Genomic DNA, 24273 nt, shown 5'->3' with positions numbered 1-24273 from the left:
ACGCTTCGAAGCGAAGCCGCACTTTGTGGGGGTTTCTTACTGACCGATGACCCAGTCCCGGTAACCTCGCGGAGAGAACCCGGTATACTCCTTGAACATCCTGGAGAAATAAGCAGGCTCCATCCCGGAGGCTTCAGCGACCGCAGTGATCGAGTACTCTGTGAGCGTGAGCAGATCCTTGGCTTTCTCAAGCCGCTGCCGATTGATATACTGGATCGGCGAGAGACCTGTAAAATGCTTGAATACCCGGATGAAGTAATTGGGGTGGAAGTGGGCAATCTGGGCCAGCTCTTCCACCGTCATATTATCCGTCAGGTGGGCGTCGATGTAACGCAGCACCTGGCTCATCTTGTCATAGGACGGGGTGGCGGACAGGTTGAGTCGTACAGGTCCCGCTTGCTCGACATATCCGGCGATCAGGCTGAGAAGCACGGATCGGACATGCAGTCCGGCTGTGAGCCCGTCGCTTTTGGCATACCGGATCAACTGGCGAAATTGTTCGCTTGTTGCCTCATGCTGCTCCGGACGTATGCAGACGGGCACGCGGAGGAAGCGGAACAGGGGCAGATCGCCGACCATAGCTCTGAAATGGCACCAGTATTTGCCGAAGGTATCGCCGCTTATCGTGCCATACGACTGCAGTTCGCCGGCAGGCAGCAGATAGAGCTCTCCGGGCCGGGGGTAGTAGATATGCTCACCGACCTTAAGGTAGCCCTCGCCTTCGAGGATGTAATAAAACTTGTTGAAATCCGGCACAAAATCGTGTTCCTGCCAGCTCTCGTCCACTTTGGAATAAGCGGCGATCGAGAGCTCGATCTGAGTCTTGCCGATATAATGCTGCCAAAAGTTGTTGTCTGCGGCTGTCATGGCCAGTTCTCTCCCATCAAATCCGGCCGGTCAGGGCCAGGTCTCGATGCCTTCAAGTATAACGCAAGCGAGCGCGACTGTGTTATAATAGCCATACAATAAAGCGGTTACTTGACCGTGCCGGGGACATCTCGGCCCGAGACCGTGAACGGGAAGAGGACAATCAGGATGAAGCCTACGATCTATGACATAGCCAAGCTTGCCGGCGTCTCGACGGCAACGGTATCCAAAGTGTTCAACCGGACCGGCAATATCAGCGAAGCGACCCGGTCGAAGGTGGTGCGGATCAGCCGGGAGCTGAACTACCAGCCCAGCATGGTCGCTTCGGCGCTGGCGGGTAAGAATACATTTTCACTGGGACTGCTGATCCCCGACCTGGTCAATCCCTTCTTCGCCGAGCTGGCCCGGCATGTAGAGGACCGGGCCCATGAGCTCGGCTACAACCTGATCATCTGCAATACGGATAATGACATCGACAAGGAGATCCGGTACATCCAGCTGCTGCGCCAAAAAAGCGTCGATGGCATCATCGTGGCCACCGGTGTGCGCGATGACGATGCGCTCAAGGAGCTCATCGACCAGCAGGTGCCGGTCGCCCTCGTCGCCCGGGAGATGTCGGTGCTGTCCGCAAGCACACTGATGGTAGATGATTTTGCTGGAGGCTACAGCGCGGCTTCCTACCTGCTCGAGCTCGGACATCGCCGCATCGGCCTGGTGGCTGAGAGCTTGACCGTCTCCAGCAGCAAGGAACGCATCAGAGGCTACCGGCTCGCGCTGGAAGAGGCGGGCTTGCCCTATGAGAAGGCTTTGCTCGCGGTGAGCGACTTCTCGGTGGAGGGCGGCAAGGCCGCGGCGATCAAGCTGCTGAGCCAGTCTTCGCCCACGGCCATATTTGCCTGCAACGATGTACTGGCGATTGGCGTGATGCAGGCAGCCAAGGAAACAGGTCTGAAGGTCCCCAAGGATCTCTCTATCGTCGGATTTGACAACACGATCCTTGCGACCATTACGGACCCTCCGATGACGACAATTGCTCAGCCGATCCGGGCCATGGGCCATCAGGTTGTTGATCTAATCATACAAGAGATTCAAGATGAACGGGCTGTTAAACAACGAGTCGTATTGCTGCCGGAGTTGATCAAGCGAGGCTCCACCAGTCCCAGAGAGGACTAAGGAGTCTCTTTTTCGTTTTATGAAAGCGCTTAATTCCTGTGAGTTCCGTCTGCTGTCTATGCTGATCCCTAGCCTGGAAATCCGCTACAATTCCACCTATCAGGTTGTTGAAAAATCTTCTTCCATTAGCGAGAGTGCAGGCCTTACCAAGGGCGAATCAGCGTGCGACGAGGGGTTGTAAGCCCCATTTTGGTGCTTAGAGCGCCTTCTTCTTTACCGCCAGGACGTGTTTTGATGGCAGCCTGACCTTTGTACTTGTTTAGGAAATTATGATTTTCGTCACTTGTGGATAAGTTGTGCTCCCAGCTGGATTGGATGCCGCGGTCCACAACCAGGGGTAAAATGTTACTCCGTTCCAATGGTTGGTCCGATCAGTTATCGGGGGTTGACCCGATTGCGGCATTGGGTCCTCACTCCTCGCCAATCTGCGTTAGCAGGTTTTGTTCAATTCTAAGAATTTATATGTTGCACACATATATCAGCTTAGAATTCTCCGGAATGAAACGCGCTGTGCCGCCAAGGACGGCGACAGCCGTTTCACCTTGAACAGATAAGTATAAAATTGTGGGGGCCACGAAGTGGCTCCCTGACTGCATTTTCTTACGAGCGGACACCGTAGCCCTTATTTCGGGCATGGGCGTGTTTTTATAGCTGCTTGCGGACAGAGGATCCGTTATCGGTCTAAAAAAGCCGCTTTATGAGCTCAAAATCAGCACATAACGGATCGTGTGTCCGTAGGACCTGCTCCGAGTGGTAGCGTCAAGAAGTTTGTGTAGTAAGATTATCCATCGGGACGATGGGTGGTATATAGGTTGTCGTTCTGGTGGCGAGTGTAGCCCAAGCGAAGGCGCGGGAGGCTAGTGCTTGTCGCTCGATCCTCTGGCATACCGCTCACGGTACATGGTATCAAACGCGGCTTTCGTGTCGGAATCAACGAAGCCTCGTATGGCTCTACCGCACCATTTTTCATTGTAATCCGTCGCCTGCAAGTAAATAATCTTTTCGGCTGCTTCAATGTTGGTCAAGCTATTCATTGGCTTAAGGCGTTTGCGGAGTTCTTTGTTCATTCGCTCAATCGGGTTGGTCGTGTAGATGGCAGGCCAGGTGAGCGCGGGATACTTGTAAAAGGTCAGAAGTGTTGACAGCTGTTCCTCCCAAGACTTCACCTCTTTTGGGTATTGCTTGCGCCACTTCTCCTTGAATCCTTCAAAGACCGCGCGTGCCACATCGCCATCAATGGCCGAGTACACTTGCTTGAGGTCAGCGAGAAATTCGGTTTTGTCTGCGACACGGATTTTGGGGAACGTCGCCCGCACTTTGTGGACGATACAGTGCTGGACGTCAGCCATCGGATAGATTTCCTGAAAGGCTTCCTCCAGGCCGGGTAAGCCGTCAAACACACCGAGCAGCACTTCGGTCGCACCACGCTTCTGAAGGTCTTTCAGGACCTCACGCCAGCCGTTTGAGCTTTCGTGACCGCCGACGTAGAAACCAAGAATTTCACGAATGCCTCTCTCGTCGATCCCCATGGCCAAGTACACGGCTTCACTGCTGACCGAGTTGCGTTTGAGTTTGACGTAAAGTCCATCGAGATAGATGACGGAGTACCGCTTCTCCAGAGGGCGATTCTGCCATGCCTCAATGTCTTCCATGACCGTCTGCGTGATGTTGCTGATCGTGGTGGGCGAGTAGTGGGTACCGAACATAGACTCAATGAACTTGGCGACCTCCCGCGTGCTCATGCCGCCTTTGTACATGTGAATGATGGTTTCCTCCAACCACCCCTCACGCCGCTGGTACGGCTCAAACAAACGAGTATGGAACGTACCCTTTCGATCGCGTGGAACCCGTAAGGCTCGAATTGTTCCGTGCTGGGTCTGGAAGCTTCGTTTGTAGTGTCCGTTCCGGCTATTGCGTACATGCGGTTGTTCGACGCTCAGGTGGTTTTTAATTTCTTCTCGCAAGAGAAGTTCCAGCTTCTCTTGCAGCAGCTGGGTAACAGAATTTTCAAGTAGATTGCTGTACATGGTTTCGGGTATAGTATTCATCGAGTAGGGTTCCTCCTTGGTGATCTTAGCAATCCCGAGGATACCCTACTTTTTTATGTTTTGGATAGACTCCAAATCATGGTACACAAACTATTGTACTTCACCCTCCGAGTAGGGATTTGATCGAAATAGGCGCTACCCGTGTCCGTATCGGCAGTGCCTACCCGCGTCAGCAGGTTTTGTTCATTTATAAGAGTTTATAGGTTTCACACATATATCAGCTTATAAAGGTTCGACGCTACAAGCGTTGTAATTACTTGCAGCGTCGAACCAATCTCCGGAATGAAACTAGCGACGCCGCCAGAGGACGGCGTAGCCGTTTCACCTTGAAATATAAGAAAGTATATGTTTTACACATCTACTTGGCTTATATTTCTCCGGAATGAAACTAGCGACGCCGCCAGAGGACGGCGTCGCCGTTTCACCTTGAGTCAATCGATAGCCTCTTTTATTCCCTTTAAGCGCCGAAGTTGGCAGTCCTTCAGGAGCGGGGAAGCCTACTCACCTTGCCTCTAAGAAGTAACCGATTAACCCATAAGTCGAGTGTTGATTTGACGATTTTGCAAGTCTTTCAAAACAAATATTAAGGAATTGTAAACAAAGTATTGACTCCAAGCACGGTTTATTCTATCCTTTTAGGAAAGCGGTTACTCTAAATTTCTCAGTTGTATACGTTTACTTTGTCTATCAAGCCTTTGAATAACCTCTATAAATCCATTTAAGCGAGGGGTAGCAATGACACAGCCAATACAGACAGCCATTCCGGAAAAAAAGAAACCGCTTGCAATCAGGATGTGGAAGGAACGCTGGCTCTATCTGTTCCTGACGCCGGGCCTCATCTACTTCATCATCTTCAAGTACATGCCGATGTGGGGCGTGCTGATGTCCTTCCAGAACTATCAGCCCCATCAGGGCTTGCTCGGCAGCCAGTGGGTGGGCTTGCGTCATTTCGAACGCTTCTTCAACGAGCCGGAGTTCTGGATGCTGTTCCGCAACACGCTCTACATTGCCTTTATGGACCTGGGCATCTTCTTCCCGCTCACGATCATCCTGGCGCTGATGCTCAATGAGATCGGCCGGGAGCTCTTCAAGCGGACGTTCCAGACGCTGATCTATATCCCGCACTTCCTGTCGTGGGTCGTCGTCGTCGGCATCTGTTACCTGCTCCTGACGACGGAGGGCGGGACGATCAACGAGCTGCTCGCCGCCTTGGGCTTGGAGAAGATCAACTTCCTGATGAGCGAGTCGTGGTTCCGGCCGCTCATCATCATGCAGATGATCTGGAAGGATGCCGGCTGGGGGACGATTATCTTCCTCGCTGCACTGGCCGGCGTCAGTCCCCACCTGTATGAGGCGGCCCGCATCGACGGCGCCAGCCGGATGCGGATGATGTGGCATGTGACGCTGCCGTCGATCCGCAGTGTCATCGTCATCCTGCTCATCCTCCGCCTGGGCAACTTCATCGATCTGGGCTTCGAGCAGATCTTCCTGATGGTCAATGCCTTGAACCGGGAGGTCGGCGAGGTGTTCGATACGTATGTCTACCGGGTCGGGATGCAGCAGGGGCAGTTCAGCTACAGTGCCGCCGTCGGCTTGTTCAAATCCTCCGTCGGTCTGGTATTGATCGTGGCCGCCAACTGGCTGGCCAAAAAATTCGGTGAGGAAGGGGTGTACTAAGCCATGGTCAAAGACAAAAGCATCGGCGGCCGCCTGTTCGATCTATTCAACTATGTCTTTCTCGGCGCCTTCGCCCTGATCACCTTCCTGCCGTTTCTGTATGTGGTGACGTCCTCCTTCTCGCTGACGCCGACACTGTTCCCGCGGGAATTCAACCTGGACGCTTACCTCTACATTTTCTCGGCGCCGACCTTTACCCGCAGCCTGATGGTGTCCATCTACATCACGCTGCTGGGCACCGCCATCCAGCTGCTGCTGACGGTGCTGATGGGCTATTCGCTCTCGTACAAGCATCTGCCCGGGCGGCGGCTGATCCTGCTGGGCGTGCTGTTCACGATGGTATTCAGCGGCGGCATGATCCCGACCTACTTCGTCGTCAAGTCGGTGGGCATCATGAACACGCTGTGGGCGCTGATGCTGCCGGGCGCGATCAGCGCATTTTATCTGATCATCCTGAAGAACTTCTTCCAGGCGATCCCGGATGAGCTGAAGGAAGCGGCCAAGATCGACGGCAGCCACGAGGTCGGCATCCTGTTCCGGATCATCCTCCCGCTCTCGCTGCCGGCTCTGGCGGCATTCGGCCTGTTCTATTCGGTCGGGATCTGGAACCAGTACTTCAGCGCGATTCTGTACATCACGGATTCGAGCAAATATCCGGTGCAGGTGCTGCTGCGGCAGGTCATCATCCTCAGTCAGGGCTCGATCGGCGACTCGACGGAGATCGAGACCGTCCCGGCCTACGCCAAATCGATCAAGATGGCGGTCATTGTGATCGCGACGCTGCCGATTATGATCGTCTATCCGTTCTTGCAGAAGCATTTTGCTAAAGGGGTACTTATAGGCTCGGTTAAAGGATGATCTCTCGAGAGGATGTTCAAAAAGTCCGCTTTTGATCACGAAGTATTTCGAGAAGCAGATTCGACATCGAATCTTGAACGCAGTCGGATGAGAGTTTCCGAAGGAAACTGGCTTCGTAAGCTTCCGCTCAGGTGCTCACGTAGCCATGCTTCCGAAGTCGTTTTCTACGAAAACGTGGACCGCTCCTCATTTCCTCCTGCCTACAACCTTCTCGGTGCTGAAAACCAAACTTTTTGAACTCTTATTTGTAGGGGGCCTCATCATTTAATAGCATGACAAAAATCATGAAAAGCGAGGGGTACGAATGAACAAGGGACAGAGAAAGATGAAGCAGTTCATGGTAGGTTCGATTGCGCTGGCGATGCTGGTGACAGGTTGTTCTTCAGGCAATGATGGACCTGCAACAGGTACGAATGGCACGAATGGTACGAATGCCGGCAATGCCAGCAATGGCGGGAACGACGGAAGCAGCGAAGCACCATTTGAAATGCATCTGATGTATAACTTTGACGGTGTGGAATTCCCGCCGGCCGGCAACGAGGTGCATCGGCGCATCGAAGAATTGACGAATACGACGCTGCGCATCGAACAGCTGCCGGGTTCGGCATTCGAAGAGCGGCTGCCGGTCATGCTGGCTTCGGGGGATCTGCCAAGCGCGGTACCGATACCAAGACGTCACCAAAAGCTGCCTTATGTCGTCAATGCGGTGAACTCGGGTCTGTTCTGGGAGATCGGTCCTTATCTGGATCAATTCCCGAATCTGATGGAGATTAACCCTGCCATCTATGAGAACATCATGTACGACGGCAAGACGTATGGACTGCCGCGCGTCCGTCCGCTGGCGCGCCGGGCATTCCACTACCGGGCCGACTGGACGGAGAACCTCGGTCTGGAAGAGCCTAAGACGATCGAGGAATTCTACAACATGCTGGTCGCCTTCAAGAATGACGATCCCGACGGCAACGGCCAGGACGACACGAACGGCATGGTGATGATGCAAAATCAAATCGGCCGCTACTTCACGCCGTTCTTCGGCGCCCCGAACCAATGGGAAGAACGGGACGGGGAGTTCATCCGCGATGCGATGACGGACGAGTTCCTGGAAGCGCTCAAGTTCGAGAAGCGACTCTATGATGAGAACCTGTTGAACCGGGACTTCGCCATCATGGACCGTCCGGAGTGGACAGCTGCCATCGAGACGGGACGAGCCGGTGCGCGCAATGACGTGACAGGTTCGGCGATTGTCATCCAGGAGGGTCTCCAGCAGAATAACCCGGATGGCAGGATCGGCATGTTCAGCGTGCTGGAAGGCGATCATGGCAAGCGCGTATTCGCGGAAGGCGGTCACAACGGCTTCTATCTGTTCCCGATCTCGTCGCTCCCGACCGAGGACGATCTGCTGAAGGCGCTGCGCTTCTTCGATACGCTGGCCGGTGAGGAAGGGGCGAACCTGCTGACTTGGGGTATCGAAGGCACGCATTATGAGATGGTTGACGGCAAGCCGAAATATATCGAGGAAGGCAACTACGGGGAGATGGTCGGATCGCCGTACTCCGCCCCGCTGTCCACGCTGCCCGGAGCTGTCAAGGCCATGGAAGGGGACAAAGAGGAGCTGGAGATCCGGGCTGCGGAGGTCGAGCTGGAGAATGAGGAATATATGATCTCGGATCCGACGATGCCGCTCATCTCCGAAACGTTCCTGGAGAGCGGAGCTCAGATCGAGACGATTCTGGAAGATGCGCATGTGAAGTTCGTTATGGGCGAGATCAATGAGGAGCAGTGGCGCGCCCAGGTCGAGCTGTGGCGCACGCGGGGCGGCGACAAAATCGCGGCCGAGTATGCCGAGGCGTTCGCCCAAGCCAATAACGGCTAATCAAGTGGATAAATCGTTACAGGAAGCAGAGCAGGCGGTCCGCCTGGCTCTGCTTCTCCGCAAGAAGCGTACAGGAGGATAATATTATGACCCAACGTTTGAAGGTCGGCATCATCGGTGCCGGCGGCATCGCCCGGGGTGCGCACATCCCCGGTTATCTCAAGCTGGCGGATCAAGTGGAGCTCGTGGCCGTAGCGGATGTCGCGCGGCAGCATGCGGAGTATTGCCGTGAGAAATTCGGCATCCCGGCTGTCTATGACAACTATGAGGACATGCTGGCTGCAGGCGGTCTCGACGCCGTCAGCATCTGCACGCCCAACAAGTTCCACGCGGCAGCGGCCATCGCGGCCCTGGAAGCCGGCTGCCACGTGCTGTGCGAGAAGCCCCCGGGCATAACGCCGGAGGAGGCGCAAGCGATGGCGGCGGCCGCGCAGCGTCATCAGCGGCTGCTGACCTACGGCTTTCACTACCGCTACTCGGTTGAGGTGGAGACGCTGAAGCGGTTCATCCGCGCCGGCGAGCTCGGCGAGATCTACATGGCCCGGGTTACGGCAGTCAGACGGCGGGGCATCCCGAGCTGGGGCGTCTTCACCAACAAAGAGCTGCAGGGCGGCGGCGCCCTGATCGATATCGGGGTCCATATGCTGGACGCGGCGTTGTATCTGATGGACTACCCTGAGCCGGAGCAGGTACTGGCACGGACGTATCAGAAGCTGGGCAGCCGTCCTGGCGTTGGTCTGGGCGGAGCCTGGGACTGGGAGAATTTCTCCGTCGAGGATACGGCGGTCGGCATGATCACCTTCAAGAACGGCGCCAGTCTGCTGCTGGAGACGGCGTTTGCCGCCAATGTGGAGCAGGACAAGGAGATGCAAGTGTCGCTGCTGGGAGATCAGGGCGGGGCTGACGTGTTTCCTCTCCGGGTCTATCAGGAGAAGCATGACACGCTGGTCGATGTGACTCCCGTCTATCTAAGGGCAGGCAAGCCGCGGGAGGCGGAGATCGCCGCATTCGTCCGCGGCTGCCTGGGCGGCGATGCGCCTGCCAGCAACCCGCGCGAAGGCATCCTGCTGCAACAGATCGTGGATGCACTCTACCGCTCGGCAGATACAGGCGAAGCGGTGCGGCTATAAGTTCGGGTTCAAAAAGGTGAACAGCGGACTTTTTGAACTTCATGAAAGGTTAGAATGAGGAGGAGACGCGTGGTATGATAGGTGTAGCTATGTTAAGCCGGTGGCATGTCCATGCCGATGATTATGCCTTGCAGGCCGCTGCCCACCCGGGGCTGGAGATCCGTGCCGTCTGGGACGAGGAGCTGGAGCGCGGCCGGGCGTGGGCAAAGGAGATGGGCGTGCCTTTCGTGACGGAGTTGGCTGAGGTGCTGGCGGATCCTGCCATCGATGGCGTGATCGTGGCCGCTCCTACCACACGCCACAAGGACATCATGTTGCAGGCCGCGCGAAGCGGCAAGCATATCTTCAGCGAGAAGGTGCTGGCGCCTGCCCGGCAGGACTGCGCAGCCGTGTTGGCGGAAGTACGGGAGCATGGCGTGCACCTGATGCTCTCGCTCAAGCGATTGACGGACGATTATTACGTGTATGCCCAAGCCGCGCTCGATCAGGGCTTGCTGGGCCGACTGGTCCAGGTGCGTTGCCGTCTGGCGCACAACGGCGCGCTGCCGAGGGACGGCAAGCCGTACGGCATCCTGCCGGAGACATTCTTTGATCCGGCCGTGAGCGGCGGCGGCGCCTTGATCGACCTGGGCGCGCATCCCGTATACTTGACCAACCGGCTCGCCGGGAAGGTCAAGCATCTCTATGCCCGGATGGACTACTCGTTGGGTCACGCGGTCGAAGACAGCGCCGTCATCGTCGCCGAGTATGCGTCCGGGGCTCTTGGCATCATCGAAGCCTCGCTCGCAGCCAGCGGGACATTCCTGCTGGAGCTGCACGGGACAGAGGGGACGCTGATCGTCGAGAAGGGGCGGCCGCTGCGCATCCGCAGCAGTCTGCTCGGAGACGGTTCCTGGCAGACGCCGCCGTTGCCGCCGCCGCTGCCCTCGGCGATGGAGCAGTGGGTCTCGCAGATCAACGAGGGTACACCGCCAGCGATCACGCATGACGATTTCTTGGAGCTTACAGCCGTGATCGAAGCTGCCGCCCGCTCCTTTGAGGCGGGAGGCACAGTGAGCCTGAGCTAGCCCAGTCCATCCGCAGCCATGAACCAGGAAGGTGACATCCGCATGATACCCAGCAAATATTCTGTTCATTTCTACGTAGCCTTCTTCTATATGACACATGCGACCTTCAGTCCATTCCTGGGGTATTGGTTCTCGGAGCAGGGGCTATCCAGTCAGCAGATCGGTCTGCTCTTCTCACTCGGACCACTGGTCGGATTGCTCGCGCAGCCGATGTGGGGGATGCTATGCGACCGGTTCGGCGCCGAGAAGCGGGTGCTGGCGATCAGTCTGGTTGCTGCTCCCCTGCTTGCTTTTGGCTACTTGCTGGCTGGAGGCGTGTTCGCTGTTTTTATCCTGACTGCGATGGCCTATGCGGTGTTTTATTCCTCGCTCATGCCGATCTCGGATGCGATCACCGTCAGTCACGCGCGCAAGTATGGGCAGAGCTATGGGGGGATCCGGTTTCTGGGCTCGCTCAGCTTTGCTCTTGTCATTACGCCCTTTGGTCTTCTGTACGAGGGCATCGGCATTCAGACGATGTTCGTCATGCAGCTGATTATGATGCTGATCGCGCTGCTTGTCCTGCTGCAAGTGGAGAAGCCGACAGTCCAGATGCGCCGTCCCGGCAACCTGCTGCAAGGATTGGGACAGCTGCTCCGTCAGCCCTATTTCGGATTGTTTCTTGGGTTCGTCTTTTTGGTTTCCATCGGAAATCATTTCTATAATGTCTTTTTTTCCGTATTCGTCGGCCGGATGGGCGGGCAGGTATCCGAGCAGATCGGCTGGCTAAATTCGGTGTCGGCACTTAGCGAGCTGCCTTTTTTCATCTTGTCCAGCCTCTTGATACGGCGTTGGGGATATTTTCCGATGCTCTGCGTGACCGCCCTGGCCGGAGCGCTCCGTTGGGGAGTGCTGTCGATGGAGCCGTCGTTCGAGGTGCTGATGGCCAGCCAGCTGCTGCATGGTCTGACCTTTGCCCTGTTTATGGCGGCGGGCGTCAATTTTGCCTTTGAGCGGAGCCCGGAAGGGATGAAAAATACGGGACAGACCGTGTTCGCCCTGGTATATATGAATCTTGCTAACATTACCGCCAGCAACGGCGGCGGTTGGCTGCTGGATCAATACGGATTCGGCGTGTTGTTCCGCACAGGCTCAGTGCTGTGTCTGATCGGCGCGGCCGGTTTTATCCTGCTGTCTGTGCGGATGAGACGCGAGCAGCGGCTGGCATGATGAAGGAAGGTACCTAGACATGAAACGGAGGTTCACCTATGATCAACAAACAAGCGTATTCCTTCTCGACGATGTGGAACCTGCGCAAGCATACGCGCGGCCATGAGATGATTGAGGAAATCCTGAGCCTGGGCTTTCACAATGTCGAGTTGAACTATAACGTAACGACAGAATTGTTGGAAACGATCGAACCGATGATTGAGAAAGGACAGGTCAACATCTCCAGCGTGCACAATGTCTTCCCGTTCATCGATGACAAGGACTACGATACGGACTCGGTGATGCTGGGCTTTGACGACCTGGACAAACGGCAGCGCTCGGTGGAACTGCTGATCCAGTCCATCGATTATGCGCACCGGTATGGGGCCAAGGGCGTGGTCGTGCACCCGGGCGAAGTGCCGTTCGACCATAACATCGATGCCAAGCTGAAGAAGCTGTGGGTGGAGGAAGGCAAAGATTCTCGGGCGTACCGCGGGCTGTGGGCTGAAATGATGGAGACCCGCGACCGGCTGGCGCCGATCCATGTCCAGCGGATTCAGGACAGTCTGGAGATTGTATGCGACTATATAGCCCGCAAGGGACTGGATATCAAGATCGGCATCGAGACCCGTTCGCGCTGCTACCAGATTCCGACGTTGCAGGAAGCCGATCAGATCATCACGGGGCTGAATGGCGCGCCGGTCTACATCTGGTATGATATCGGCCACGGCATGATGATGGAACGGATGGGATTGTACGACAATGCTGCTGAGATCCAGCAGCTGAAGGACAAGGTGCTCGGCGTCCATATTCATGAGACAGTGGGGCTGGTGGATCATTGGTGTCCGTATGTGCACAGTGAGGATAACGAGACATTCGACGCCTTTCTGGAAGTGATCGACAGCGCGCCGATCAAGGTGTACGAGCTGCGGGCACCCTGCACGGAGGAGCAGATCGAGCAGAGCTACCGCATCATGACAGACAAGATCGCGGCGATGAAGAAGAGCGTGTGACGTGAGCTACCTGGATGAACTCCTGATCGGCTGGCTGGGCGACTTTGAGCTGCTGGTCCGCATCCTGGTCAGCGCGCTCTGCGGCTTCCTGATCGGTCTGGACCGCACCCACAAGCACAAGCCGGCCGGTGTGAAGACCTATACCTTTGTCACAGCGGCCTCCACCCTGATCACGATCGTCTCGATCCACAGTGTCGAGGTCTACAGCGGCATGCAGGAGCATACGATGATGGATCCGATGCGGCTGGCGGCCCAGATCGTAACGGGGCTTGGCTTCATCGGTGCAGGCATCATCCTCAAGAATGGCGAGCGGGTGGTCGGCTTGACCTCCGCTGCGATGATCCTGTTTGCCGGCGGAGTCGGGATCGGCTTCGGCGCAGGCTTTTACAGCATCGTGCTGTGTACCATCGTCATCACCTTTGCCTTCGTCCGTCTCGGCACTTGGGCGGATCGTCGGGAACGGCGCAGACACCAAGAGAAACGTCGTGCCGAATCAGCCAACAGCCCTCCGATGTAACGGGGGCTGTTGGCTTTGACCTGTTTCTGGAGGTGCCCGCAAAAGTTGCGAAACGTTTCGACAATCCCCATAATAAATAAGGAAGGGTGGATGCTGCTCAGGCGTGGGCGCAGGTTGAATGACAGAATGGGGGTTTTGACTTACTTATGTTTGCACTGATTGGCATTGCGATTTTTCTGGTTTACGGATTTTTGGTCTTTTATATCGGCTGGAGCGGTTGGAGCTGGATGAAGCCCGTCGTATCCAAACGGTTCAAAATGCTGTATATCGTCCTTCTGGTATTCCTTTCTACCTCTTTTATCCTGGGGCGGCTCGTCGGCAGCTTCTCGGTGCTGAGCATCATCGGCAATTACTGGCTGGCTGTCTTCTCGCTGCTGCTCATCATGCTGCCAGTCGTACATGTCATCCTGTGGCTGACCCGGTTGACCCGGCTGCCCCGGCACCATACTCAGAAATGGGCGGGTTGGCTTACGCTGACCGCCTTGATCGCGCTTATCGGCTACGGTTCGTTTAACGCTTACAGCCCTGTAGTGCGCGAGTATAACGTGGAGATCAACAAGTCTGCTGAGGGCATGGAGGAACTGAAGATCATCATGGCCGCAGACATGCACTTCGGCTTGCTGTCCGGGGCGGCCCATGCACGGCGGATGGTGGAGGAGATCAATGCCCTCCAGCCGGACCTCGTGTTGTATCCGGGAGATATCATCGACGACGATCTGGAAGCGTACGTGAACCGCGGGATCCCCGAGATCATCGGGAATATCGCAGCGCCATACGGCGTCTATGCCTCTCTGGGCAACCATGACAAGCTCGATGGCCCGATCGAGGATCTGATCGATGCGCTGGAGCGGAGCAACATGCAGGTGCTCTATGACGAGGTTATCACCGTAACGGACAAGCTGACGCTGATCGGCCGTAAGGACCGGACAGAGCGGGACCGGGCCGAGCTGTCGGCGCTGGTGTCTGGTGTAGAGATGGACAAGCCGGTCATCCTGATCGACCACCAGCCATATGAGCTGGATGAGGCACAGGTGCATGGCGTCGATCTGATGGTCTCAGGTCATACGCATCGGGGTCAGGTTGCTCCCGCTCACCTGATCACAAGAGCGATGTATGAGAACGATTGGGGTCATCTTCAGAAGGGGGAGTTTCACTCCGTGGTGACCTCAGGCTACGGTTTCTGGGGACCGCCGATCCGGATCGGCAGCCGGTCCGAGATCGTCCAGATCAATGTCCGCTTCACCGGGTGACGGGTGCGGCAGCGCCTGTCACCCGTCATACTACCTCCTTCTGCCCCGGTTCTGAAATCGCCGCTTCGCTCATACAATGGTTCCATATGCCGGGAGAGCGAAGAGGGTGGGTGAGATGGAGCAGATCACGTCCGTCCAGCAGTTCATCACATGGTTCGGTCTGCCGATAGCGATGAGTCTGATCGGCGGCCTGATCGGACATTTCGTGAAAAATGGGATTATCGAACTGCCAAAGTTTGTCATAGAATATACAGAAGACCCTCAGAGCTGGCCCGCGAGCCGGCTGCTCCGCTCGCTATATCGGACCGGAAGCTTCCTGCTGTTCTTGATTGGATACAGGAACCGGGCCAATGCAACCGACAAAGTATTCTTCGACCTGGGCTTTCTGGGCGATCTGCTGATTGCCGTTGGCACGGGAATCCTGGCCAAGACGGCGCTGGCGCTGGCCAATACGGACAGTCCGTATGCCGTCATCAGCAGCTCGCTGCTGGCAGGATACGCCGGCCTGTCGTACTTGAAGTCCAAGCAGCACAAAGAGATCGCAGACACGGTTATCGAGACGCTGGAGGAGCCTGAAGAACCCGGGGAACAGGGGGCATCGACACGGACAGCGGGGTCTAACCAGTCAAACGGATAAGAGGTGAGGAGCATGCAGCGGTTAACCGTCAAGGTCACTCCAGGTGAAATGCAGGAGCTGAAAAAGCTGGCGAGCATTATCAAAAACGTGCGTCTCCCGCTCTCTCAGCGGCGCATTGCCAAATCGCAATACGATACGATCATCAAATGCGCCAAACAAAGCGACCGACTGATTATGTAACGCACGACTCCTATTACCGCCGGCGCCAGACGCCGCGCCGCCTCCCAGGCGGTGCGGCGTCTTTGCTGCGCCTGCAGGCGTGTTTAGAAAAGCTGGCGATACGGTTACAATAACAAGACGGGCTCTGCCCAGCTTCATACATAACTGGAGATCCAGCCGCACAAGGACTGGATTGTCATTTCAATAAGACTGCCGAGGAGGCCATGCATGAAGAAACAACGGGAAAACGGTGCCGTATTTTACCTCTCGGTAATAGTTGTCCTGACCTGCGTCGTCTGGGGGTTTTTATTCCCGGATAACCTGGCAGAGGTGGCTGAGGAGGCATACGCTTATGTCACCAGCAATTTTGGCTGGTTCTATCTGACCTCGACGTTCCTGTTCCTGATCTTCGCGATCTTCCTCATCTTCAGTCCGGCCAGCCGCATCCGGCTGGGCAAGGACAACGATGAGCCGCAGTATCCCTTTTTCACGTGGCTGGCGATGCTGTTTTCGGCCGGAATGGGGATCGGCCTTGTCTTCTACGGTGTCGCCGAGCCGATCTACCACTATATCAAGCCACCGGAGGGGCTGACCGGAGAGACGCCAGCAGCGGCGAGAGCCGCGCTGCGATATTCATTTTTCCATTGGGGGCTGCAGCCTTGGGCGGTTTATACGGTGATCGCGCTTGGTATCGCTTATACCCAGTTCCGCAAGGGCGGTACGGGACTGATCAGCGCCACCTTCCGACCGTTGATCGGCGATAAGGCTGATGGTATGCTGGGCAAAGGAATTGATACCTTGGCGGCAGTAGCTACTGCATTTGGCGTGGCGACTTCGCTTGGTTTGGGAACCTTGCAGATCAACGGGGGGCTGAGCTACGTATTTGGCATTCCGAATACCCCTGTCGTCAATCTAATCATTATTGGCGTAGTCACATTACTGTTTTTAATCTCGACAGCCAGCGGGCTGGACCGCGGCATCCGCTATCTCAGCAACGCGAACCTTAGCGTGGCCGGGCTGCTTGCTTTGTTTGTACTGATCACCGGTCCGACTTTGTTCATTATGGATACCTTAACGACGACGATCGGATCCTATTTGAACAATATCGTGACGATGAGCTTCCTCATGACGCCTTTTACTCAGGGTACGTTCGTCGGAGACTGGACCATATTCTATTGGGCCTGGTGGATTGCCTGGGCGCCGTTCGTCGGCTCGTTCATCGCCCGCGTCTCCAAGGGACGGACGATCCGCGAGTTTGTCACCGGCGTACTGCTCGTGCCGACGGTGCTCAGCATGGTCTGGTTCTCCACCTTCGGCGGCACGGCGCTGCATATGGAGATATTCCAGGACCTGCCGATCGCGGAAGCGGTCGATCAGGACATGACCGCGGCGCTGTTCGTGACACTGGAGCAGCTCCCGTGGGGCGCAGTTATCGGCGTGATCGCGATCCTGCTGATCACGATGTTCTTCATCACCTCCGCCGATTCCGCAACCTTCGTCCTCGGCATGTTGACTTCGCGGGGGACGCAAAATCCGCGAACCTTTATCAAGGTGATCTGGGGCCTGCTGATGTCCGGCATTGCCGGCGCCCTGATCTTTACAGAGACCGGGCTGGGCGGGCTGCAGACGGTATCGCTGGTCATCGCGCTGCCGTTTACGGTTATCCTGCTGATGATGATGTATTCCTTGTACAAAGCGCTCAAGCGCGAGGTGATCGATATCCGGCGCAAGGAACGCAAACGGCTGCAGAAGCTGGAGCGGCTGCTGGAGCGGGAAGAAGATTAGTGGGATGGCAAGGAGGAGGAACGGATTGAGACGAAAGTGGATCGGACTGGCCGCCGGAGCGGTCATCCTGGCCGGGGCGGCGGGTGTCTATCTAACGATTCATCCGCCGGGCGATATCGATATCGAGGGCCGTTGGGTGCTCGCTGAGGGTTCGGAGGACTGCTATGCCGGGTTGCGCTTCATGCGGGGGATGACGCCAGCAGAAGGCGGGGCGTCGACCGAGACGCATGAGGGCAATGTCATCCGGATGGCTTACGGGACCTATGCCAAGAACGGGGCCACGCTTGCCTTGACCATGAGCAACCCGCCTTCCGAGCAGATCGAGATGAGCTTCGCGCGGCAGGACGCCCGCCTGCTGCTGGACTACACGCTTGGCGGCGAGCAGCTCAGCTGTACCTATGTCCTGAAGAAGGGGTAGGCTCCGGTCGGATAAGTGGATGACGCAGACAGGGAGAGCGTCCCGTGCGTGGCCCTCAGAGGTGTTCCGCTTCACGGCAAGGGGGATGGCTGAGCTGCTAGGTATGGCGGAGGGCGCTGGACGGATCTCGCCACGCTCGACTCTAACTGAAGCCCCTTGGACGATGACCAAGGGGCTCGGCCTCGCGTTCATATTGGAATTTGGGAAAATGCACGTCTCCCCTTGCAATGGATATAGATGACGGCTATAATGTAATTGATCAATTACTAACGAGCGGAGGGCTTGCTATGGTCAGATCAAAAGGACCGGATCGCAAGGAAGAGATCCTTGAGGCAGGTCTGGAGGTGTTTGCCGAGCGGGGGTATTACAACACCACGACGGCCCTTATCGCAGAGAAGGCCGGGATTTCCCAGCCTTATGTCTTTCGATTCTTTCCGACGAAGGAGGAGCTGTTCATCGCCGTTTTGAACCGGGCGTTCGACCGGATTCTCCAGACTTTCATGCGTGTCGAGTCGAGTCCAGAGCAGTTGGGCAGCGACCTGGTACAGGTATATGAGGAGTTGTCGCTCCGGCACCCCAACGAAATTGCCCTGCAGGTGATCGGCATCGGCATCACCGAGGAACCGATCCGGACGGCTGCCAAAGAAGGGTTATCCCGCATCCGCACCTATGTCCTGGGAGAGTTCAAAGCAGCGGGCATACCCGACGCGGAGAGAAACGTCACGATGTTTCTCGCGATGGGCATGATGTGCAATATTTCATATTTTCTGGACATGCCGGAGCTCTTTTCATTTAACGAAAATAAGTAACCTTTTCAATGGTTATTTATTTTCAGCAGAAGTAATTGATTAATCACTTTACATTAATTGTTATTGACCAATCAATTAATATGACAAGGTGGTAATACTCATGAACGTGCCCAGTACCGTAAAGAAAAAGTGGAGCAGACGGCAGAAAAGGTGGCTTGCGACCGGCATAATCGTCCTTTTGCCGATCGTTGCATTTTACTTATATGCCGCATATTGGACTTTCCAGGTCAACCAGAACCATAAGCCGGCATCCGTCAATATGGGGGAGATGCATCTGCATGGGGCGCACGCTTCCCATTCTGCCGATATGCATCACGAAGCTGTTGAGGCTGCACACAAGGACAGATCAGGACAGGCGATATCTGCCAGATCCTGTGCCGAGATGAAAGACGATCCAGGGGATGCTGCTGTTCGAGCGTTTGAACTGATGGCCGAAGCGAAGATCATCACGCTGGACGATGGCCGGACCATTGACGCCTATACGTTAAACGGCACAACGCCCGGACCGGAGATCCGGGTGACGGAAGGAGAACTGGTGAGAGTCCATCTGACCAACAAAAATGTGGAAGAGGGTGTAACCCTGCATTGGCATGGAGTGGTGTTACCCTGCTCACAGGATGGCGTGGCGGGCGTAACCCAGGACGCGGTAGGGCCTGGCGACGAGTTCACCTATGAATTTATAGCCAGACATTCCGGCACCTTCTGGTACCACTCTCATCAGCAGACGTCTGTGCAGGCGACCAAAGGCCTGATCGGCCGCTTTATCGTCGAACCGAAGATCAAGCCCTTTGCGTATGACCAGGATATTGCGGTAACGTTGCAACGATTCGGAAATTCAACAATGCTGCTGAACTCAAGCACACAGGAGTTTCAATTCCCTGCCGAGCCGGGGGAATGGGTTCGTTTGCGGATTGTGAATGCCGATAGCTGTACCCAGAACGTAGATTTACATGGAAGCCCGTTTAAGGTCGTCTCCATCGATGGGAGCGATATCCCGGGTCCGTGCCGGATTACATAAAAAGGTACTGCGTCTCCTGCCTTTGCAGGGGTTGCAGTACCTTCTTCATTACCGATGCGATTCATGGGATCCGGATCACTTCACCGACGCGCAGTTGATGGTCCACGGACAGATTGTTGTGCGCAGCAATCCGCTTGGCGCCGCTGTTGTCACCGTAGTACTGGCGGGAGAGGCTGAAGAGCGTCTCGCCTTCACGTACAGTATGGGTCTTGCTCTCGCTGCTGCCGCCCGACGATTCGCCAGTCCCGGTGCCCGGCGTGCCTGCGCTGCCGCCGGCCGGAGCGGGGATTGTCAGGCTGGCTCCGGCCCGGAGGCCGTCCGGGCCGCCCAGGTTGTTGCGGTCGATGATCAGATCGACAAAATCGGGTGAATTGTAGAACATGCGGGAGATGCTGTAGAGCGTGTCCCCCGGCTGGACCAGGTAGGTCGCGGGCAGATCGCCGCGCTCCTCAGAGCTCTCCTCGGTATCTGTGGCTGGCTTCTCCTCCGGGGGAGGACTACGGTCGATGCCCGGCGCGTCGATCTCCTGCAGAGGATCTTCGCCTTCGCGGGGCAGTCCCTCTGCCGGCTGGTCTGAGGGCCATGGGTCTTCGGACGGATCACCCTCGGCACCTTCCGTAGGGTCTCCTCCCGGCGAGCCTTCCGCCAGCTCGGTTTCTTCGTTATTGGCCTGACTCAGAGCAGTCCCTGCTTGCTGCAGATAGATGCTGTATAAGACGGCACAGACGACAAGCAGGAACCCCAGCAGCGACAACAGGACGTAGTACAGCGTCCGGCCGGTTTTCGCCTCTGCGGTGCTTGTTTTGTTCTTGCTCATGTGCGGTCATTCTCCTTTATAAGGTTTGACTTGAGGACGGAGGGGGGGCTTTACTCTTATATTACTACAATTTTCGCGCGGCGAAACGGGAGGGAGGAATGATTTACCTGGTTAATAGGAATCAAATCGGACAAAAAAACGCCGCCTGCGACAAAATCGCGCCGACGTGAATCCTGTCAAGCATCAGCCCCCCAGCTGACTTCGATATGCTTTGGGAGAGAGTCCCTCCTGCTTTTTGAACACCTTGCTGAAATATTTCACGTCGCGATAGCCCACCATCTCGGCGATTCGGGTGACGCTCAGGTTAGGGTTGGACATCAGGCGCTTGGCTTTGTCGATCCGGTAGCCGGTGAGGTAGTCCGAGAAGCCGATGCCGTATTCCTGCTTGAAGCGGCGGGAGACGTATTCGCGGCTGACGTTAAAGGCGGAAGCGATATCCTGCAGGGCGAGCTCTTCCGTATAATGCCCTTCGACAAACGAGAGCATATCTCTCCAGGTCGAGGATGTGTCCCTGGACTGGCGGCTGGTGATCATCTGCGACAGACGCGTCATCCAGGCCTCGGCCCAGTCCCGCCACAGGAAGTGGGAGAAGGTGTAGCAGTCCGCGTCCGGCGCCGGATGCTCCTTGTCCTCGAGCTCAGCCTCCGCCAGCAGGGGCACCGCATGCTCCGCAGCCATTTCTCTCAGCAGGGAGGCCCGGAAGGAGGCCGCTTCAGCTCTCCACTGTGTCAATTGCTCAGGCGTGACGACGCCGGAGCGGGTCAACTCGTCGACCCAGCCTTGAGCCGCTTCCGCCAGCTGGCGGGGGCTGCCGCTCAGCACCGCCACCCGCGTCGCATCCATCATGGCGGAAAATCCGGGCGGTTTGGGCCGCAGGCCGGTCTCCTCTCCGGACAGGTCATGCAGGTATGCTCCGCTCTCCAGGATGTTGCGGCGCCTTAGCGCCCGCAGTGCTTCGCTATACTGGGCGGGCAAGCTGGCCGGCAGCTCGCCGCCGCTGCCGCTGCCAAAGTGCATCCGTCGCTGCAGCGTCAGAAACAGCCCTTCGTTGATGCCCGCGACCAGCGCCTGGACATCCTGCGCCGGATTCCACAGCAGCAGGATCACGCCTCCGGTCGATGCCCAGTAGCTGAAAGCGGTGCCGCGACGGTCCGGCTGAAGAAACTCATTGCAAATATTCGTCAGGACGAAATGAAGCAGATCCGTGTCATTGCCCATTCGCTCCAGCAGCTGCCGATCCCCGGCATCCAGATGCAGCAGCAGCAGCCGTACGTAGGACGCCGTATCCGGGACGACGCCTTCCTGCTTGAGCCGTCGGATCGCCGATTCGGCCCCAGCGGGATCATGGATGAGCGAGGATAACAGCTTCTCGCCATAGATCGGCTTGAATTCGTTGAGCTGGATGCTCTGCCGCTGCTGCTGCGTGCGTTCATGCTCGTCCTCGCGCCAGGACCGGGCCGCCTTGGCGACCGCAGCGTTGATCGTCTCCGGCTCGATCGGCTTGAGGATATAATCGACCCCGCCGTGGCGTACAGTGCTCCGCACAAAATCAAAATCATTATGTCCGCTGACCACAATAAACTTGGTGGCTTCGGCATACTCGCCGATCCAGGCCATCAGCTCCAGGCCGTGACCGTCTTCCATCATCATATCCATAATCACCAGAGCGGGGATGCTCTCTTGGATCAGGGCCATCGCCTCGTGTCCGCTCGCCGCTTCCCTTACTTCCGTGACGCCGTGTGCCTCCCAGTCCACCAGCAGGGTGATGGCACGGCGCACTCTCGCCTCGTCGTCAACGATCAATGCTCTCATCTGTCTCACGCTCCGCTGCTCGTAATATCCGGCATGCTCTACATGCCACACTGCTTAGCCCTGCACAGGCGGCTCTTTGCCAGCCGGGATATGGACGGTGATGCGCACGCCTTGCGGCAGCACATTCTCGACCTTCATATCCGCTTCATCGCCCTTGAACAGCTTGAGCCTCTCCAGCACGTTGGCGAGGCCGATCGAGGACGAGCCCTCCGCCCCGGGACTCTGCGACGGCGACAGACGTTCTGGCGCTTGGGCATCTGTGGCCCGCGTGGACGCATCATCGCCTTCGAGGGTGCCAAGGCTGCCCAGCGACAACCCGGGATCAACGGCCGGCTGCCAGGTATCAGAGGCAATCTGCGCCAGCTCCTCCTGGAGCCTTGCAAGGCGCTCCTCCGGAATGGAGAGGCCGTTGTTCTCTACGGTAACGACCGCGCCGCCGCCTTCTCCCGCCCGGGCCGTGATCCGGATCTGTCCGTTCTTCTCCGTGGATTTGTAGCCGTGCTTGAAGTAATTCTCCAGGATCGGCTGGAGGATCATCTTCGGCATCGTCACATCCCATACGCTGTCATCTCCATCGTAACTGAAGTGAAAGCGACTTTCAAACCGCTCCATCTGCAGGTCGATATAGGCCTGGATATGCTCCATCTCCTCGCGCAGCGTGACGATGCGGTCTTCGTTGTGCATGCTGTAGCGCATCATCTTGGCCAGCGAGGCCAGCAGGGCATAGACCTGCGGCACCTTCAGCTCCAACGCCAGCGTGCCGATAATCTGCAAGGTATTGTTCAGGAAATGCGGATTGATCTGTGCTTGCATCGCACGCAGCTGGTTGGTCTTGCCGGCCAGCTCCAGCTTGTACTCGCGCAAGATCAGATTATTGATCGTATCCATCATGCCGCGGAAGCGGACAGTCAGCGAGCCGATCTCATCGTTGCTGCTGGGCTGGATGTCAACGTCCAGCTTGCCGGCCTGGATCTGGTTCATATACCTCGCCAGCCGCTTGATCGGTGCCGTGATCCGGATGGAGATGATGACGGTGGCGGCGGCGATGATCATCAGGGATACCGCGAGCAAGAGCAGGTTGAGGCCGGCCGCCCGGCTCGCTTCTCTCGTCAGGTAGGAGAGCGGGATCTGCTTGACCAGCGTCCAGCTTGTACTGCGGTCCTGGATCGTCTGATAGACATACACGCTGCCATCATGCTCGAAGTGCCCGGCAGCTGTCTCAGACGCGGCCAGCCGTTCCGTATACCAGGCTTCCTCCAGCGTCTCGCCCAGCCGGTCGGCCTCATCGCTGTAGATCAGCTGGCCGTCTTCGCTGATCAGGTAGATCTTCTCCCGTCCCTGAACATAGAGCTGATCCGCTATATCCGAGAGTGCGGCCATCTCCACGTCGATCGCCAGATAGCCGATGACATCGCTGGAAGGCACGTTCTCGATGCGGCGGTGCAGCGTGAAGACAGGCCGGTCGGGATACCGGATCACTGAGTTGGTAAAGCCGTACAACGTGCTCATATGGCTGGGCTGCACCCATACGCTGGGGCCGGTCTGCAGTACGGTCTCATAAGGCTCCGTATTGTACTGGCGCTGCGGCGTATTGAGCATGACCAGGGTCGCTTTGCGGCTGACATTCTCATAGAGATAGATCTGGAACACATCCGGGAGGGATGATGCGATCGAATAAAGGACGGCGTAGACGCGCGCGCTGCTCTGCGAATCCTCGTAGCCGCCCTGCAGGAGATGAAGCACGGAATAGACGTTGGAGGAGCTGCGGTTCAGATCATCAAGCAGGTTCGTCAGATTCCGTCCGCCCTGGTAGAGCAAGTTGGCATTCTCTGTGGCGACGCGGGTTTTCAGCGATGCCGTAGTATAGGTGTAGGTGATGAACATCGTTGCGATTATCGGGATGACGGTGGCCAGCAGCAGGAAGATGATCAGCTTGGTCCGTATGCTTTTCCATTTCACCTGCCATCCCTCCGATCAATATATTACACCTCATAGTTCACATAAGTCGGTGTTTATTGTACCGCAATCCAGTCATACTAACCATACAATAGTTTATTAGAGGCTTGAACACGTATTTTTACAGAAAGAAAGGGGGCTGTGCCGTGCGCAACAGAAACTTCGCCAAAGAGCTCGGTCTGCAGTCATTTTTTGTAGGAC

21 protein-coding genes are annotated in these 24273 nt (G+C 56.7%); 16 read left to right on the top strand and 5 right to left on the bottom strand.

Annotated elements, in window-relative coordinates; all coding sequences use genetic code 11:
* Positions 1 to 36: 36 nt before the first annotated feature.
* Positions 37 to 867 carry a helix-turn-helix domain-containing protein gene (locus tag ABC336_RS13600; protein ID WP_413239151.1) on the bottom strand — a complete coding sequence of 277 codons (831 nt, stop codon included), beginning with the start codon at positions 865 to 867 and terminating at the stop codon, positions 37 to 39.
* A 168-nt stretch (positions 868 to 1035) separates the two neighbouring features.
* Between ABC336_RS13600 and ABC336_RS13595 the strand changes: the two genes are divergently transcribed.
* Positions 1036 to 2040 (top strand): LacI family DNA-binding transcriptional regulator, encoded by a 1005-nt coding sequence (locus ABC336_RS13595; RefSeq protein ID WP_413239150.1) that lies wholly within the window; start codon positions 1036 to 1038, stop codon positions 2038 to 2040.
* 857 nt (positions 2041 to 2897) lie between these two features.
* Here the strand turns inward: ABC336_RS13595 and ABC336_RS13590 are convergent.
* Positions 2898 to 4088 (bottom strand): IS256 family transposase, encoded by a 1191-nt coding sequence (locus ABC336_RS13590; RefSeq protein WP_413237562.1) that lies wholly within the window; start codon positions 4086 to 4088, stop codon positions 2898 to 2900.
* A 735-nt stretch (positions 4089 to 4823) separates the two neighbouring features.
* On the opposite strand from ABC336_RS13590, the gene ABC336_RS13585 reads away from it, so the two are divergent.
* The 15 genes from ABC336_RS13585 (at position 4824) to ABC336_RS13515 (ending at position 19487) form a co-directional block, all read left to right on the top strand.
* The gene (locus ABC336_RS13585) at positions 4824 to 5765 is read left to right on the top strand and encodes an ABC transporter permease (RefSeq protein ID WP_413239149.1); all 942 of its coding nucleotides are present in this window, start codon (positions 4824 to 4826) and stop codon (positions 5763 to 5765) included.
* A 3-nt stretch (positions 5766 to 5768) separates the two neighbouring features.
* Positions 5769 to 6623: a carbohydrate ABC transporter permease gene (locus tag ABC336_RS13580; protein WP_413239148.1), complete on the top strand. Its 855-nt coding sequence runs from the start codon at positions 5769 to 5771 to the stop codon at positions 6621 to 6623.
* Between the two features lie 304 nt (positions 6624 to 6927).
* Entirely contained in the window at positions 6928 to 8496 is a 1569-nt protein-coding gene (locus ABC336_RS13575) for an extracellular solute-binding protein (RefSeq protein WP_413239147.1), read from the top strand.
* 86 nt (positions 8497 to 8582) lie between these two features.
* Positions 8583 to 9626 carry a Gfo/Idh/MocA family protein gene (locus ABC336_RS13570; protein ID WP_413239146.1) on the top strand — a complete coding sequence of 348 codons (1044 nt, stop codon included), beginning with the start codon at positions 8583 to 8585 and terminating at the stop codon, positions 9624 to 9626.
* A 74-nt stretch (positions 9627 to 9700) separates the two neighbouring features.
* Entirely contained in the window at positions 9701 to 10693 is a 993-nt protein-coding gene (locus ABC336_RS13565) for a Gfo/Idh/MocA family protein (protein ID WP_413239145.1), read from the top strand.
* Between the two features lie 42 nt (positions 10694 to 10735).
* Positions 10736 to 11902 (top strand): MFS transporter, encoded by a 1167-nt coding sequence (locus tag ABC336_RS13560; protein WP_413239144.1) that lies wholly within the window; start codon positions 10736 to 10738, stop codon positions 11900 to 11902.
* Between the two features lie 38 nt (positions 11903 to 11940).
* A complete protein-coding gene (locus ABC336_RS13555) occupies positions 11941 to 12894 on the top strand; it encodes a sugar phosphate isomerase/epimerase family protein (RefSeq protein ID WP_413239143.1) in 954 nt (317 codons plus the stop codon).
* 1 nt (position 12895) lies between these two features.
* Positions 12896 to 13411 carry an MgtC/SapB family protein gene (locus ABC336_RS13550; RefSeq protein ID WP_413239142.1) on the top strand — a complete coding sequence of 172 codons (516 nt, stop codon included), beginning with the start codon at positions 12896 to 12898 and terminating at the stop codon, positions 13409 to 13411.
* Between the two features lie 146 nt (positions 13412 to 13557).
* Positions 13558 to 14661 (top strand): metallophosphoesterase, encoded by a 1104-nt coding sequence (locus ABC336_RS13545; protein WP_413239141.1) that lies wholly within the window; start codon positions 13558 to 13560, stop codon positions 14659 to 14661.
* Between the two features lie 115 nt (positions 14662 to 14776).
* A complete protein-coding gene (locus tag ABC336_RS13540) occupies positions 14777 to 15298 on the top strand; it encodes a hypothetical protein (RefSeq protein ID WP_413239140.1) in 522 nt (173 codons plus the stop codon).
* Positions 15299 to 15310: 12 nt separating this feature from the next.
* Positions 15311 to 15478, top strand: a complete 168-nt coding sequence (locus ABC336_RS13535; RefSeq protein ID WP_413239139.1) for a hypothetical protein — start codon at positions 15311 to 15313, stop codon at positions 15476 to 15478.
* Between the two features lie 207 nt (positions 15479 to 15685).
* Positions 15686 to 17242, top strand: a complete 1557-nt coding sequence (locus tag ABC336_RS13530) for a glycine betaine uptake BCCT transporter (protein WP_413239138.1) — start codon at positions 15686 to 15688, stop codon at positions 17240 to 17242.
* A gap of 25 nt (positions 17243 to 17267) precedes the next feature.
* Positions 17268 to 17660 carry a hypothetical protein gene (locus ABC336_RS13525; RefSeq protein ID WP_413239137.1) on the top strand — a complete coding sequence of 131 codons (393 nt, stop codon included), beginning with the start codon at positions 17268 to 17270 and terminating at the stop codon, positions 17658 to 17660.
* A gap of 287 nt (positions 17661 to 17947) precedes the next feature.
* Positions 17948 to 18469, top strand: coding sequence for a TetR/AcrR family transcriptional regulator (locus ABC336_RS13520; RefSeq protein ID WP_413239136.1), 522 nt, complete (start codon positions 17948 to 17950; stop codon positions 18467 to 18469).
* A gap of 100 nt (positions 18470 to 18569) precedes the next feature.
* Entirely contained in the window at positions 18570 to 19487 is a 918-nt protein-coding gene (locus tag ABC336_RS13515; RefSeq protein ID WP_413239135.1) for a multicopper oxidase family protein, read from the top strand.
* 61 nt (positions 19488 to 19548) lie between these two features.
* On the opposite strand, the gene ABC336_RS13510 is transcribed toward ABC336_RS13515, so the two are convergent.
* From ABC336_RS13510 to ABC336_RS13500, 3 genes are all read right to left on the bottom strand, one after another.
* Positions 19549 to 20304, bottom strand: a complete 756-nt coding sequence (locus ABC336_RS13510) for a LysM peptidoglycan-binding domain-containing protein (protein WP_413239134.1) — start codon at positions 20302 to 20304, stop codon at positions 19549 to 19551.
* A gap of 183 nt (positions 20305 to 20487) precedes the next feature.
* On the bottom strand, positions 20488 to 22116 hold the full coding sequence (locus tag ABC336_RS13505) for a response regulator transcription factor (RefSeq protein ID WP_413239133.1): 1629 nt from the start codon (positions 22114 to 22116) through the stop codon (positions 20488 to 20490).
* 54 nt (positions 22117 to 22170) lie between these two features.
* Positions 22171 to 24075 (bottom strand): sensor histidine kinase, encoded by a 1905-nt coding sequence (locus ABC336_RS13500; RefSeq protein WP_413239132.1) that lies wholly within the window; start codon positions 24073 to 24075, stop codon positions 22171 to 22173.
* Positions 24076 to 24273 lie beyond the last annotated feature (198 nt).

The sequence above is a fragment of the Paenibacillus jepli genome, assembly GCF_047238105.1.
In the GTDB taxonomy this organism is placed as follows: domain Bacteria; phylum Bacillota; class Bacilli; order Paenibacillales; family Paenibacillaceae; genus Paenibacillus_D.
This window is presented reverse-complemented; position numbering and strand designations above follow the sequence as displayed.